At 48.9% G+C, this 15471-nt stretch carries 13 protein-coding genes; 11 read left to right on the forward strand and 2 right to left on the reverse strand.

Translation table 11 applies throughout. The annotated features are described in order from the left end of the window. Positions 1–50: 50 nt before the first annotated feature. The 8 genes from LVQ79_RS07265 to tonB all read left to right on the forward strand — a co-directional run bounded on the left by LVQ79_RS07265 (position 51) and on the right by tonB (position 9455). The gene (locus LVQ79_RS07265; RefSeq protein ID WP_232864426.1) at positions 51–2564 is read left to right on the forward strand and encodes a type VI secretion system Vgr family protein; all 2514 of its coding nucleotides are present in this window, start codon (positions 51–53) and stop codon (positions 2562–2564) included. Beyond that, entirely contained in the window at positions 2561–4699 is a 2139-nt protein-coding gene (locus tag LVQ79_RS07270; RefSeq protein WP_232864427.1) for a T6SS effector phospholipase Tle3 domain-containing protein, read from the forward strand. Before LVQ79_RS07265 ends, LVQ79_RS07270 begins: the two co-directional genes overlap by 4 nt. 9 nt (positions 4700–4708) lie before the next feature. Next, positions 4709–5416 (forward strand): sialidase family protein, encoded by a 708-nt coding sequence (locus tag LVQ79_RS07275; protein WP_232864428.1) that lies wholly within the window; start codon positions 4709–4711, stop codon positions 5414–5416. Beyond that, a complete protein-coding gene (locus LVQ79_RS07280; protein WP_232864429.1) occupies positions 5413–6120 on the forward strand; it encodes a T6SS immunity protein Tli3 family protein in 708 nt (235 codons plus the stop codon). The genes LVQ79_RS07275 and LVQ79_RS07280 overlap by 4 nt, the downstream gene beginning before the upstream one ends. Continuing rightward, positions 6117–6812: a T6SS immunity protein Tli3 family protein gene (locus tag LVQ79_RS07285; protein ID WP_232864430.1), complete on the forward strand. Its 696-nt coding sequence runs from the start codon at positions 6117–6119 to the stop codon at positions 6810–6812. The genes LVQ79_RS07280 and LVQ79_RS07285 overlap by 4 nt, the downstream gene beginning before the upstream one ends. 11 nt (positions 6813–6823) lie before the next feature. Then, on the forward strand, positions 6824–7081 hold the full coding sequence (locus LVQ79_RS07290; RefSeq protein WP_232864431.1) for a PAAR domain-containing protein: 258 nt from the start codon (positions 6824–6826) through the stop codon (positions 7079–7081). Beyond that, entirely contained in the window at positions 7078–8469 is a 1392-nt protein-coding gene (locus LVQ79_RS07295) for a hypothetical protein (protein WP_232864432.1), read from the forward strand. The genes LVQ79_RS07290 and LVQ79_RS07295 overlap by 4 nt, the downstream gene beginning before the upstream one ends. Positions 8470–8729: 260 nt before the next feature. After that, positions 8730–9455, forward strand: coding sequence for a TonB system transport protein TonB (gene tonB / locus LVQ79_RS07300; protein ID WP_232864433.1), 726 nt, complete (start codon positions 8730–8732; stop codon positions 9453–9455). A gap of 56 nt (positions 9456–9511) precedes the next feature. On the opposite strand, the gene pqqU is transcribed toward tonB, so the two are convergent. Further along, the gene (gene pqqU / locus LVQ79_RS07305) at positions 9512–11641 is read right to left on the reverse strand and encodes a TonB-dependent receptor PqqU (protein WP_232864434.1); all 2130 of its coding nucleotides are present in this window, start codon (positions 11639–11641) and stop codon (positions 9512–9514) included. 284 nt (positions 11642–11925) lie between these two features. Between pqqU and LVQ79_RS07310 the strand changes: the two genes are divergently transcribed. The 3 genes from LVQ79_RS07310 to LVQ79_RS07320 are packed head-to-tail and all read left to right on the forward strand — an operon-like array spanning position 11926 to position 13743. Further along, positions 11926–12486 carry a fasciclin domain-containing protein gene (locus LVQ79_RS07310; protein ID WP_232864435.1) on the forward strand — a complete coding sequence of 187 codons (561 nt, stop codon included), beginning with the start codon at positions 11926–11928 and terminating at the stop codon, positions 12484–12486. Positions 12487–12538: 52 nt separating this feature from the next. Continuing rightward, the gene (locus LVQ79_RS07315) at positions 12539–13093 is read left to right on the forward strand and encodes an RNA polymerase sigma factor (protein WP_232864436.1); all 555 of its coding nucleotides are present in this window, start codon (positions 12539–12541) and stop codon (positions 13091–13093) included. After that, positions 13090–13743 (forward strand): anti-sigma factor, encoded by a 654-nt coding sequence (locus LVQ79_RS07320; protein WP_232864437.1) that lies wholly within the window; start codon positions 13090–13092, stop codon positions 13741–13743. The genes LVQ79_RS07315 and LVQ79_RS07320 overlap by 4 nt, the downstream gene beginning before the upstream one ends. A gap of 66 nt (positions 13744–13809) precedes the next feature. On the opposite strand, the gene ansP is transcribed toward LVQ79_RS07320, so the two are convergent. Then, on the reverse strand, positions 13810–15285 hold the full coding sequence (gene ansP, locus LVQ79_RS07325) for an L-asparagine permease (RefSeq protein WP_154150147.1): 1476 nt from the start codon (positions 15283–15285) through the stop codon (positions 13810–13812). Positions 15286–15471: the final 186 nt, after the last annotated feature.

The raw sequence follows: 15471 nt of genomic DNA on the forward strand, positions 1-15471 counted from the left end.
CGAAAAATATTGTTTCATACAAACTCGATTTAATTAAAAGGATTTTGGCTATGGCAGGGCTATCCGAAACGGCTCAACAGCAAGATACTATAAACCGCTATTTATTGTATTTTCACTGTAACGAGAGTGTTATACCCGATGTGAATTCTTTCACAGCGAATGAAGCATTAAGCCAGCCTTATCGATATATCATCCGTTTTACAACCTCAGAACAAAACATTTCTATTGATACGGTGCTCAATCAGAAGACTGAATTTATACTGCGTGCTCCGAACCCAATAGCAAAATGGCACGGAGAATCTAACTGGTTGCTGGTGCGACAAATTAATGGCGTAATCACTCGTTTATCACGTATCAGTTCCTCAGTCGATGAGGCACTGTACGAATGCGTACTGGAGCATGAATTAGTACTATTGAGTCAAAATCATCGTTCGGCTGTTTATATGAATATAACTGTGCCAGATCTCGTTACGCTGGTGATGAAAAACAGTGGTTTTTTTGAAGGTTTCAACATCGATTTCGATAAGCTGAGTCACGATTATCCGCGGCGTGAAATGGTTATTCAGTGGAAAGAAAACGACTTGCAGTTTATCCAGCGACTTCTTGCAGAGGTGGGTATCTGGTTCCGCATTGAAAATCACGACAAAGTGCAAAAGGAAACGGTCACTATCTTTGGTGACTCTGCGGCACGTTATATTTTCAGCGGCAAACAAACACCATATATTCGCGATTCTGGCACGACAAGCTATGAAGAATATGTCACGGATCTGGAAGAGCAGCACAAGATAATCCCTCAAAGTGTACTGGTGCGTACATATAATTATCGTACCCCTCAATCACCTCAGGTAAATAAAACCATCGCAACACAGAGTACGCCTGCCGGTATAAATAACGGGCAGGAATATCATTACGCAGATCATTATTTGGAAAAAGGGGATTCTTACGGTAAAGAGGCTGAAACAGCTAACTTTTATGCTCGCTTTCGTTATGAGCGTCTACTGAATGAGCAGTGTATTCTTGGGGCCAAAACTAATGATCCTGTACTCCAGCCTGGCATCATGTTCAACATATCTGGCCCTATTCCCGATGGATTTAAACCTGGACTCCTCATAACAGCCATGACGATAAGGGGCAGCCGGGCAGAACATTATTGTGCAGACCTGACAGGCATTCCTTATTTCCATATTTACAATTTCCGCCCAGAACTTATTTCTCGGCCAGTGATTGCAGGAACGGTACCCGCGAAAGTGGCCGCCATGACTTCCGATAAAACATATGCCGGAGTGGATGCTCAAGGCCGTTACCGTGTGCAGTTTGATTTTGATCTGGATGAAAAATGGGATGGTTTTGAAAGTGCTCTGGTGCGCCTTGCACGGCCGTATGCCGGTGACACCTATGGTTTTCACTTCCCACTGCTTGAGGGGACTGAAGTGGCCGTAGCTTTTGAAGGTGGCGACCCGGACAGGCCATTTATCGCTCACGTCATGCATGACGGAAGTCGCCCGGACCTGGTGACAAATCGCAATGATACCCGCAACGTGATCCGCACCGCTGGGCTGAACAAAATTCGCCTTGAGGACCGGCGCAATCAGCAACATATCAAGATTTCCACTGAATACAGCAAAGGGCAACTTAGCGTTGGTCACCTTGTCGATGCCGACGGGAAAAAACGTGGAGAAGGTCTGGAGGCGCGCACCGATAGCTGGATGACATTGCGTGGTGCAAAAGGGGTGATGATTACCACCGAAAAACAACCCCGAGCCTTGGGTCAACAACTGGATATGAACGCCGCTATTGCACAGCTGGAAGCTGCTTTGAAAGTGGCAATGACGTTACAGCAAAGCGCCAATACAGCAGGAGCGAGTAATGTGGATACCGAGCAACAAAATGCGCTAAATCAGACGCTGAACCAGCTCTCAGCTCCAGGTATTCTGACTTATGCCGGGGAAGGCATGGCACACGTCACGCCACAGAGCCTGCAGTTATCGGCCGGAAAAGATTTGATAGCGACTGCGGGAAATAACGCAAGTGTGAACGTAGTGAAGAAATTCTCGCTGGCCGTGGGTGAAAAGCTTTCATTGTTTGTCCGCAAACTCGGTATCCAGTTGATTGCTGGCGCAGGGGACATCAACACCCAAGCCCAGCGCGGTGCTATGCATATGCTTTCTGAGCAGGATTTCACCATGGTCAGTAAGGGCGGGAAATTGAACGGTAGTGCCAAACAGGGGCTGCAGTTTGTTTGCGCTGGTGGAGGGATTCGGGTCAGTCCGAGCGGGTTAGTGACAATATTCTCGCCTACGGGCATTGAACTTAAAGCGCCTAACCTGAAATACGACGGTGCGGAAAGTGCCCAGGTACAATCCCCTTCATTTAATAAAGGCGCATTTAAGCAGCGTTATCAGTTGCATGCGAGTGATGATGCAGATCAGGTACTTGCAAACAGAAAATTTAAATTATCCAGCTCGTCTGGTCAGGTGGTGGAGGGCATCACTGATAGCAACGGTTATTCCCCACTGCTTGATGCGGATGATCTTGATACCTACAAACTGGAGTTAATGGAATGACGGAGACAAAAAACAGCCCGTTTGCCCCACGGGTAGTTTCCCAGGGAGATATTCCGGTACACAAAGACCTGGGCGAAGTGGCTCAGACCTGCCGTGTGGGTGTACCGCGCCCTATGCCGTGTATTGTGATTTTAATTCATGGCGTTAATGATGTTGGCGAAGCGTACCAGAACCAGGAGAAAGGCATTATTGCAGGGCTAAGTAAGCGCCTGGGTCGTAATGATTTTCATGCACATAGCTGGCGTGATTTCATCATGATGCATAACGAAGAAGCACAGAAGAAAGTCTCTGAATCAGGTCGATCTCCGGTCATTCCGTTCTACTGGGGTTATAAGCCGGTGACGCATGCAGACTATCGTGCTGACCAGCAACGTTACCGCGAAGAAGTTGATAAAGTTTCAGACGCGGCCCATCTTCCATATGACGCTTATCAGGAAGATAACGAAAAGAACAAAGCCGCATTGGGCAACGATGGCAGTAGCCCGTTTAAGTACCAGAACGACAATTTCAAAAACGCCCTGGATGCAAATTTTGCAAAAAATGGCGGGACGTTTGCGAACGCGACAACCAACATCCCCGATATGTTGGGGCCGGGAGCCGGAGGTGTGGCGTTAGCTGTTGCCGGGTTTGGCACGCTGCATATGAACGGAGGAGATTATACCCATCCAATTTTCCCTAATCCGCACCGTATTTATCAGTTTTTTGCCGCCCAGCGTCTGGCAGATTTGATAATTCAGATCCGTGGTGAAGATGTTACTAAGAATGATGTGATTAACGTCGTGGCACATAGTCAGGGTACGATCATCACCATGCTGGCAAATATGCTGGTTAAGCAGGCCGGCTATGATCCGGTCAATTGCACCATCCTGAATCATTCACCGTACTCTCTTGAAGCTCGCTTGAGTGAAGACGCCCAGCCGGGTCATCACCAGACGGCTTTTGCGCGGCAGAAAACGTTTAAAAATTTCTGCGCACTGATGGCGACACAGTACAAAGGCGGGGAGCTGTCAGATGGCGCTATGCTGGAGATGGAAGCCAGCTGTACGCTGCGTAAACCGTCAGATAATCCGCTACGAAAAGATATGAAGTACCGCCGTGACAACAACGGCAAAGTTTATAACTACTTCTGCCCTCAGGATGGCACGGTGTCGTTACAAAATATTCAGGGGGTTGGTTGGCGTGGTATTCCGAATGATATAGCCAAAAACATGCCTAATCTCCGTCAACGCGTTTTTTGCCAGCATCGCTGGGTAGGACGGCTGGAAACGGAGCCGTTCAAAATGAGCCAGAAAAATAAAGGCGATTTCAGCACCACTCCAGTCATGAACGCTGGTTATTCCTATAGCGATGTGGTGATCAATGGTGAAGAACTGCCGGAGCCGTTTATTTTTGAGCTGCAAGGCGAGAGAAACAAAAAAGACGACGATCCAGCAACGTGGGATACACCTTATGAAGCCTATGTCGACCCAGACAGCCCGGATGCCTACATCTCCTATTCGGCAAAAGCCTATGCCATTAAACGTACTGACTCAGCCACGTATTCTGTTAGCCATTATCAGAGTCTCAACTGGCGGCCCGGGCACGTTCTTACGCCTGAAGAGCTGAAGGTGGAAAGTGTTGGCCGCAAACATGAAGTGATTCGCGGTGTCGTTACGGGAACAAAAGACTTTCAGAATGTCACCCTAACCTGGCTGAAAACCCCGGAAGAGTTGCAGGCGGAATGGCGAAAAACCGATCCGGTAGGGTACAGCCAGCACTCATCTATCGTCATGAGCGAACTTGCCCCATCTCACGCGATGGCTTTTGACCTGGCACTAGGCCAGTGCAAAGCATTTGACTATAAAGCCGGTAAATTCTGGGAGGACCTGCTGCACCGCGCTGATTGGCGCGACCCGCTGAATGGTAACTCCGCGACTAAAGAGTATTACCGGAGCGGAAAACTGCCACAAGCACAGACAAAAAACCATATGAATAGACCCGATGAGGTACTTCCTAAAGGGGATTTTGGTGTTGAAAACCAGTTTAACAATCCCACGACGATTCAACCTTCCCGGGATTTGTCCGCCGGGAATCAGGAAACACCGAATCTGCAATGGGCTATGCCAAAACCGATGAGCGACAGCCAGTTGGCTTGAGGATAAACAATGAAAGGATTTAAAGCAGGTCTTGCTGCTGTCGCTGTTTTACTGATTGCCGGATGCCAGTCCAAAGAGCCGCCGACACAGGTGGTTTACCGGTTTGATGACCATCGCTATCTGGAGCTGAAAGGCTGGGGCTGCGAGGGAGAACTTTGGTACACGGATACGCAACGAGGAATTCGCTCACGACCATATTCGCAGTTTTACCGCCTGTTTACGCGAAAGTTTGTCCATTCATCAGAAAAATATATTGCAATTACAAGCTGGGATGTTAGCGGTTTTACAGTTTCTAAAGACTATGGTGAAACCTGGCACCTTGCGCAATTTTCTCCATCAGGGAATGAACCTAACGGAGATAATCGTGCGCCAAGCCAGGATGTGATTTCCTTCACTGTCGTTAACGACCAGGGCTTTTTACAAACAAAACACCGACTGTATATGTCCTCCAAACCGTTTGATGATCCACGAGTGGTCGATGGTGGCCCTGGTATCACTTACACGCTTGATGACGGAACCATTCAAAGGATTGATCCCCGTTCGCCTGGGTGGAAATGGGGGATGGTGTATTTCACTAAAGAGGGATTACAAGGAAAAGTCATTAGTCATGAGACTAATTACCAGAATTTACCGGACCAGATACCCGATATTAAAGGCTATACGGGCTGGGACCACATGCGCTGCGATATGGATTTGGGGCGTAAGGATAAACAATGAGAGGATTTAATGCAGGACTTGCTGCTGTCGCTGCTTTACTGATTGCCGGATGCCAGGTCAAAGAGCCGCCGACGCAGGTGGTTTACCGGTTTGATGACCATCGCTATCTGGAGCTGAAAGGCTGGGGCTGCGAGGGTGAACTCTGGTACGGGGACATGCAACGAGGAATACACTCGCAAATTTATTCTCAGTTCTATCGAATATTTACCCGAAAACTCGTCCATCCATCCGAGCGCTATATTGCAATTATCGGCTGGGGTGCAGATGGATTCAGAGTATCCAAAGATTATGGTCAAACATGGTTTGATGCACACTTTTCACCATCTGGAAATGAACCTAATGGGGATAATTATGGCCCTTACGATGACGTTCTTTCCTTTACTGTCGTCAACGACCAGGGCTTTTTACAAACCAAACACCGACTGTATATGTCCTCCAAACCATTTGATGATCCTCGAGTGGTCGATGGTGGCCCTGGTATCACTTACACGCTTGATGACGGAACCATTCAAAGGATTGATCCCCGTTCGCCTGGGTGGAAATGGGGGATGGTGTATTTCACTAAAGAGGGATTACAAGGAAAAGTCATTAGTCATGAGACTAATTACCAGAATTTACCGGACCAGATACCCGATATTAAAGGCTATACGGGCTGGGACCACATGCGCTGCGATATGGATTTGGGGCGTAAGGATAAACAATGAAAGGATTTAAAGCAGGACTTGCTGCTGTCGCTGTTTTACTGATTGCCGGATGCCAGGCCAAAGAGCCGCCGACGCAGGTGGTTTACCGGTTTGATGAATATCGCTATCTGGAGCTGAAAGGCTGGGGCTGCGAGGGTGAACTCTGGTACACGGATAGCCAGCGAGGTATTCACACTGAACCCGTAAAACAGTTTTACCGTATTTTTACCAAAAAATTCGTTCATCCTTCCGAACGTTATATCGCTTTACCTACTTGGGATTCTGCAGCGTCAATCGTTTCGAAGGATTACGGGCAAACCTGGTACCCCATGATGTTCTCCCCAGGTGAAAATGAGCCGAATGGGGATTCGTCCCCACCTTACGATGACGTTCTTTCCTTTACTGTCGTCAACGACCAGGGCTTTTTACAAACCAAACACCGACTGTATATGTCCTCCAAACCATTTGATGATCCTCGAGTGGTCGATGGTGGCCCGGGTATCACTTACACGCTTGATGACGGAACCATTCAAAGCATTGATCCCCGTTCGCCCGGGTGGAAATGGGGGATGGTGTATTTCACTAAAGAGGGATTACAAGGAAAAGTCATTAGTCATGAGACTAATTACCAGAATTTACCGGACCAGATACCCGATATTAAAGGCTATACGGGCTGGGACCACATGCGCTGCGATATGAACGCCGGGCGATAAGGATATAAGCAATGAAAGGAGTTATCCGTCTTAATGACCCGCTGGTGAGTGGCGGGAAGGTGATTAGCGCGTCAGGGGCCAATTTTATGGGGAAATCTGTCGCGCTGAAGGGCGATAAGGTTGAGTGTCCAGAACATAAAGGGGTGTTTGCCATTTCTGAATGTCATCCGTCATGGACAATGCACGACCGTGGCGTTGTGGTGGATGGTTGTAAGGCTGAATGCGGTTGTGTAATAAAAACGACACTAACGATTGCGGGAGCTGCATGATGAATTGGTGGTTATTTAAGGAGCAAAAAAAGCCTGAGCGATCAGAGTTTCCAGTACTAGCGACGGTAATTATTGCCCTGTTTGTCCTTATCATCAGTGTTGCTGTTCGTGCGGTGACGTGGCCAGGTGATAAACACGTCGATGAATATTTTTTTACTCAATCCGTCGTTTTTCCACTGCTCGTGCTGTTGTGCGTAGTGTTTCTCTTTCTGATACCTGTCAGTACCAGGAAGCACTACGAGGAAACTCGGGTGGCGATTGCAAAAGAGCGGGAAGAGCAGTTAAAGCAGTACGCCAGGCGGCACCTCATTATTGCTGGTTGGGCTACGCTGACTCCACTGGATGAACCAGCATTAAACATGCTTAAACTGGAAGGGGAGTTTCCGCTAGCGCCAAAAACACCTATTAAGATTCCCCGCGAATATGATTTTGAGTTTACCCAAACCGAACTACTGCTGAATCGCTTATTGGCCCCACTTGCAGAAAAGCTAAAAACACCCCATTACAGAAATTTTGATTCAACGTTGTGGGTTCGCGGAGGTGATGAATCGTGTTGTGACGATCTGCGCCGTACATTTGAACGCCTGGGGCTGGCATCAAACGAAATTGAATATTTACAAGACTGCCCGGATTACTCGCTGGTCACCAACTGGATAGATAGTTCCACTAACTATGTGACGAACCGGCTGCTTGTCATAGTGGATATGCATGACGAGGGAAGTGAATCGAAATCGATGGAAAACGCTAGTGCTTTTTGGCTGACTAATATATATGGCAAAACGGAAGGTGAGAAACCGATGTACTTGTATCGGCCAATTACGGATGTAACAGACGTGGAAACAGTCATACCCGTGTATTTGTACATAGCCCCGGTAATTTCGCCCAAAACGCTCTGGTACACCGCTTTATCTAAGGTCGAAAAATATCCACTCATGCAAATACTCGATGATCGTAAGCTGGTGGCGAATCGGCTGGATGTAGAGACTTCTTTCGGGGGAAAAACGGCGGGTTATCGATGGTTAGTCTTGGCGTTGGCTGCTGATGCTGTCAAATATTCCCAAGGCGATCAGCTTGTTGCCGCTTCTGATAATAACAAGTTAGGTTTAGCTGCTGTGTCATCACGTTTAACTACTGCACCTTCGTCATCCTGGTATGTGGACTATATGTACCCTTGGCAATACGGAGGATTATTTGGAATGTTTCTTTCAGGATCGTTGTTCGTTGGGATATGCGGCTTCGGTAAACCGGAAGCAATGGCTAATGTTTCGGGTTGGTCAGTATTATTTTGGGCATTATTCCCGCTGACTTTATTTTTGAGTATGGGGATCATGGCGACCTGGCATGCAGGCAACGAAGCATACAGGGATATGTGGGGGCTCGACGAATAAAGCTTTGAGTATTTGAACTCATCCAGCCAGCAAATGAAGTGGACAGTGAGCTTGTTTGCAACCAAGCGCTGCTACTTGAACAGCTAAATTGTCGTGAAAGGGGTATTGCGTATCTGGGTTTGTTTCAGCTTGATTTCAAATCAGGGACTTGCTGCTGAAACGTAAATAGGTGATAACACTTCTCATTTGCGGTACAATCTCTGAAAGTCGTAATAACACTACAATTTCAAATGATACTTTCAGCGAATAGTTCAAATACAATGACCCTTGATTTACCTCGCCGCCGCTTTCCGTGGCCGACCGCACTCTCTGTCGTACTTCATGGTGCTATTGTCGCGGCGGCTCTCTATACCTCGGTACATCATCAGGTTGTTGAGTTGCCAGCACCTGCACAGCCTATCAGTATCACCATGGTGACTCCGGCTGAGCTTGAACCACCGCAACCTGAAGTTGTTCAGCCACCGCCAGAGCCGGTAGCCGAACCTGAGCCTGAACCGATCCCTGAGCCGCCGAAAGAGGCGCCAGTTGTCATTCATAAGCCAGAACCGAAACCAAAACCTAAGCCAAAACCGAAGCCGGTGAAAAAGGTTGAAGAGCCGAAGCGCGAAGTAAGGCCGGTTGAACCGCGTCCGAGCGCACCGGTAACTAACACCGCACCCGCACGTCCCGCACCGGTTGCAAACACTGCACCTGTTGCCTCAGCAGCACCTGTTGCCACTGGGCCGCGTGCGCTGAGCCGTAATTCGCCACAGTATCCTGCGCGTGCGCATGCACTACGCATTGAAGGCAAGGTACGTGTGAAGTTTGATGTTGCTGCAGATGGTAGCGTAAGCAATGTGACTATTCTTTCCGCGACACCTGCCAATATGTTCGAACGCGAAGTGAAACTGGCGATGAAAAAATGGCGCTATGAAAGCGGCAAGCCAGGGCAAGGTATGATTGTCAACGTGGTGTTTAAACTTAACGGCGGCGCGACGATGGAGTAATCCATCTCCCGGCACCAAATAAAAACGGAACCTGTCGGGGTTCCGTTTTTTTATGCTTATAAGAATGTGTAACTCAGGTTCACCCCCACACCATAATTTCGCCCCGGTGCGGGCTCGTAGTAGCGACCATTACTTTCGTTAACAATAACGGAACCGACATACTCGCGATCGAACAGGTTATCGACGCGTCCCCAAATATCCAATAACCAGCTTTCTTGAATCCGCAGTTTATAACCGCTATTGAGTGTGGCGACCGTGTAAGTCGGTGCTTTCGCAGTATTTTCATCATTGGCCTGAATATCACTCATATAACGCACGTCGGCTCCAGCATAGAACCCTTCTGGCGGTGCGTATTCAAGCGAAGCGTATCCCATATTACGCGCGATGCCCGGAATACGATTACCCTCGCAGTTGTCATCACCGCATGCGTTGCTGCGATAGGTCGCATCGAGATAAGTCCATGCCATTTTAACGCGCCAGTCGTAGCCAAGTTGGCTATCTGCAGAGAGTTCCACCCCACGGCGGCGGGTTTCACCGGCGTTTTTGTAGGTTGTGCGCCCACCACTGCTTTGGTCTGCAACAATTTCATCATCGGTATCTGTCTGGAAGAGTGCCGCAGTAAACAAATTATTGCCGACGCGCGTTTTACTGCCGATTTCCACGGTATCGCTGGTGGACGGTTTTAATCCAAAATTCAAACCTGACTGGCCGTTATCACGATACGAGAGTTCGTTGATGGTCGGCGTTTCAAAACCACGGCCTGCCGAGGTGTAAATATTCCAGGCATCGGTCACGGCGTATTTCAACGCGGCGGCAGGTAGCCATTTGTGGTAGCTCGCATCGCCGCTGTCATCGCCATTTTTACCGCTGATGTACTGATCATTCGAGTCGAACCAGACCGAGCTGAAACGCACACCTGCATCGAGGCTGAGTTTATCGGTGAGTTGCCAGGCAGTTTGCAGATAGGGGTCAACGTTCCACATCAGGTTACGTTCGTCACGGCGAAGGTCGCCTTTTTCGCCTAAAGCGGTGGTGCCGTTTTCTACCACAAAGTTTTCATACCCTTTGCGCTTTTCCGACATGGTTTCGTAATCAAGCCCGGTGGTAAACGTTACCGGCACAGATAGAAGATTGCCTCGATGTGTCCAGCGAGAATCTATCCCTTGGTAATGGCGTGAAAGTTCAATCACGCCACCTGGATGTGTTGGGTTTAATGGGTTTAACTGAGGGGCCACGGGAATTGACTGATATTGCGTAGTTTCGCGCACCCCTGCATAGGTCATGACACTTAAATCATCATTGGCGGTTAACTGCCTGTCGTAGCGCAGGCCAGCCTGAGTCTGTTTAGTGGTCTTGCGGGTATTGTACTGTTCGGCACGAGGGGCCTGAGTCGGGTCATTGCGCCATTCCTGCTCGGTTAACCCGCCAGGATCGTTAGCATCAATATCTACGCTGTTGAGCAGTAGTGTTAATTTGCTTGCTTCATTGAGACGCACACCCAGTTTGGCATTGCCGAGATTCTTTTGGGCGCTGCTGTGGTCGCGATAGCCATGAGTAGTAAAGCGTGAAGCTGATACGGCGTAATCGACATCGCCGGCCTGCGTACCATCACCCGTGGCACCGGTTGCTTTAATACTGTTACGCCAGCTTCCAAAGCTGCCGTAATAGCTGCTCGCTTCAAAAGTTGGCGGCTGTGTACCCGTTGTTGTGCTGACATTAATCACGCCACCCGATGCGTTGCCATAAAGTGCCGAGAAGGGGCCGCGTAACACTTCAATACTTTCTACGCTGTTAATATCGATATTCGAGGTTTGGCCCTGGCCATCAGGCATGGTAGCGGGAATACCATCGACATACATTCTTATGCCGCGCACACCATAGGTGGAGCGAGAACCAAATCCGCGCACCGAAAGCTGTAAATCTTGCGCATAGTTCTGGCGATTCTGAACTTGCAAACCCGGTACGCTGCTAAGGCTTTCTGAAAGATTAACGCGTGGTGCCGCCTGGCGCATATCGTCGCCATTGACGACACTCACTGCCGCTGGTGTATCCAGCTCGGAAATCGTGCCTTGTGTTGCGGTAACGACCATCGTCTCTTCGGCGGCAAGTACCTGAAGGGCAAAAGACGAAAGGGCCGGGACTAATATCAGTGGCAGGGAGATCTTTCCATGGTGCACAATTTTCATCAGACATTTTCACAGGTGGGAGCATTTTACGTTCCGGACGAACCATCTGGAACATTCAAGAGGGCATGTTAATACTTGTGATGAATGTTTGAAAAGTGTTAACGGCACATAACGTTAATGCAAGTTTTTATGATCGAAAGTGTTTTGTGAGTATTTACGCGGCGCCAGGAGTGATTTTTCAGAAGTGAAAAAATATTTTCATATTTCTGCATCCAGTTCATTTCCTCGTACGTATATCAGAGTGTGAGCCAACAACGTGCTCCTGACTCAATGAGGAAATAACCATGAACAGAATCCTTACTGCTGCTATCTCTACATCATTACTCTTTAGTGCCGCCAGCATGGCTGCCATGATGTCAGACTCCGTGATGGTGGGCGGCGCTGCGATGTATCCTTCAAAAAATATCGTAGAAAATGCGCTCAACTCTAAAGACCACACAACCCTGGTTGCCGCGGTAAAAGCTGCGGGTCTGGTCGACACATTGCAGGGCACAGGACCATTTACTGTGTTCGCACCAACTAATGCAGCATTTGCAAAACTGCCCGCAGGGACCGTTGAGAATCTGGTGAAACCGGAAAACAAAGCGGTACTGACCAACATCCTGACTTATCACGTCGTGGCAGGAAAATACGACATGAAGCAGCTTGAGAAAAAAATTAAAGATGGTGGCGGCCATGCGGAGTTGAAAACCGTAAATGGGCAACCTTTATGGGTAATGAGTAACGGCCCGCATAACATCCAGTTGAAAGATGCTCAGGGAAATATCGCGAATATCAGTACTTATGACGTAAATCAGAAAAACGGTGTAATTGACGTTATTGATACTGTCCTGATGCCTAAATAAATCCTGTCTATACTCGGTGTGAGTGACTGACTCACACCCAATCAGGAAAGATATGGATAATCAGCAAGTGCAACAACAGGTAGCGCTTGTGCGGGCGGTTGCCGATGGTGACCGCCGCGCCTTTGAACAACTTTATCGCCAGACGTCACCACTGCTTTTCCCGGTAGCGTTGCGTATGTTGCGCCGCTCTGCATGGGCCGAAGAGGTCCTGCATGATAGTTTTCTTGCCGTCTGGAATCGTGCTGCAACTTATGATCCTGCCTTTAGCTCCCCGATGACCTGGCTTACGCACATTGTGCGCAATCGTTGTATCGATTGGCTAAGAAGTGGCGCCGCTCGTAGTAGTGAACTAGAAGATGAACTGAATGAATATACGCCAGTAACGAGCCATCAAAATGAAGATAGCCAGCACGACGATAAGCAAGTCGACAAACTCACACTGTGCCTTGCGCATCTGCCCCCGGAACAACGGCAAAGCGTGGTGCTGGCCTACTATCAGGGGTTGTCGCATAGCGAAATTGCAACCTGGATGCATCAACCGCTTGGTACCGTAAAAAGTTGGGTGCGCCGTGCTCTGGACCACCTTAAGGACTGCGTAGGATTATGAAAAGCAGACAAGATATCGACAGCGCATTGAGCGCGCAGTATGCCCTGGGCACCCTGCGTGGGAATGCGCGTCTGCGTTTCGAAAAACGCCTTGCACAGGAGCAAGAGTTGGCACAGCAACTTGGTCGTTGGCAAACCTTGCTGGCACCATTTGAAAACAACACACAGCACCAGATTCCACCAGAACGGGTGTGGAAAAAAATACAGCTTAGCTTACCGACGCAAAAACCAACGTCATTGTGGAACTGGAATTACCTGGGGTGGGCGTTGGCAGCCGGACTCGCCGCGGTTATTCTGGTGCCGTATTTCGCGAACCGCTCACCCGATCTCGCACCGCTGGTGGTGTTAAACAGCAGCGATACAGCCAAAGGTCAATGGGTTGTCAGTGCTGACAGTGAACGTAAAACGCTGCAGTTGGTTCCGGTTCAGCCTCGCGCCATTGCGGCCAATAACAGCTTGCAGTTATGGGCGATACCTTCAGGTGCAAAACCTATTTCACTTGGCTTAGTGAATGCCAGTGAACCTACGCAACTTACTGCAACCAGCGTGGCTTTATCACCAGGCACGACGATTGCAATCAGCCTCGAACCACAAGGCGGCTCTCCAACGGGGCAACCGACCGGGCCAGTCATATTTAGCGGGACATTGTAAAGAGCAGCAAAAAGGGCAGAAAATATTCTGCCCTTTATCGCTACGAAACATTGGCTCAGTATGGGTTTACTTCACCTTTTGCGGCGCTTCCTCAGGGTGAGCGTCGGGATTGTGGGCAAGTTCTTGAACACGCTTACGTGCGCCAAACCAGCCAATCACCAGTAACAAAGCAATCAGCGGAATAGATGCAATGGTATAAGTTCCGTTCGGGTAATCGAACCCCATCAATACCAATACGCTAAACAGGAAGAGCAGGGTTAACCATGAGGTAAATGGTGCGCCAGGTAATTTAAAGCTAACGTCTTCAGCTTTCCCCTCTTTAATCGCTTTACGCAAGCGCATCTGGCAAACCATGATAAATGCCCAGGAAGAGATAATTCCCAGTGAGGCAACATTGAGAACTATCTCGAACACTTGTGATGGCACAAGATAATTCAGTACCACACCAATCACATATATCCCAAGCGTAACCAATATCCCGGCATAGGGTACATGCTGCTTGCTCATTTTCGACATGAACTGAGGTGCTGAGCCACCCATCGACATTGAGCGCAAAATACGCCCGGTGGAATAGAGGCCAGAGTTTAGGCTGGAAAGCGCAGCAGTCAGAACCACCATATTCATGATGTCGCCAATATATGGCACACCGAGTTTAGAGAAAAATGTCACAAACGGGCTTTGCCCTGCCTGGTAGGCGTTCCAGGGCAGTAATAAAACCAACAATGTCACGGAGCCGACGTAGAAAAGCCCGATACGCCAGATAACGCTGTTAATCGCTTTTGGCACCATTGTTTTTGGATCTTTGCATTCACCCGCTGCCGTCCCCACCAGTTCGATTGAAGCAAAAGCAAACACCACGCCCTGAATAAGCACTAATGCAGGCAGTAACCCATGCGGGAAGAAACCACCGTTATCAGTAATTAAGTGGAAACCTGTCGTGTTGCCATCAAGCATTTTCCCGCTGCCAAGGAACACCGTTCCGACCACCAGGAAGGCGACGATTGCGAGGACTTTTATCAGCGCAAACCAGAACTCCATTTCTGCGAACCATTTCACGCCGATCATATTCATGGCACCGACAATACCCAGCGCACCGAGAGCAAATACCCACTGCGGGACATCGCCAAAAGCGCCCCAATAGTGCATATAAAGTGCCACGGCGGTGATATCGACAATGCCTGTCATTGCCCAGTTCACGAAGTACATCCAGCCTGCCACGTAGGAGGCTTTCTCACCGAGAAACTCACGGGCATAAGAAACAAAACTGCCGCTCGAAGGGCGATGAAGTACCAGTTCACCTAGCGCGCGTAAAATGAAGAAAGAGAAGATGCCGCAGACCAGATAGACGATTGCCAGAGCCGGGCCTGCCATTTGTAGACGTGCGCCAGCGCCCAGGAAAAGCCCTGTGCCAATTGCGCCGCCGATGGCAATCATCTGTACCTGGCGGTTACCCATTGCTTTGTGATACCCGGAATCATGCGAATTAAGCCAGCGGCGTTTAGCTGCGTGCTTTTCCGCTTCCGTTTTGTGTGTTGTGTTCATGTAGACCCTGTTCCTTTGTTTAAAAGACCCCTGTGTAATGCCTGACATTTTTATAACTTCAACGTCATGACAAAATAGGGCGACAGATCCTATCCATAAATGGTTAAGGACGCTAATGCCTTTTTTCAAAGAATACAGATTGTAGCGGTTATTCGAAGATGGCCTGCAACTACACAGGCCATCGCT

The sequence above is a fragment of the Buttiauxella cochleicola genome, assembly GCF_021282405.1.
Lineage (GTDB): Bacteria > Pseudomonadota > Gammaproteobacteria > Enterobacterales > Enterobacteriaceae > Buttiauxella > Buttiauxella massiliensis.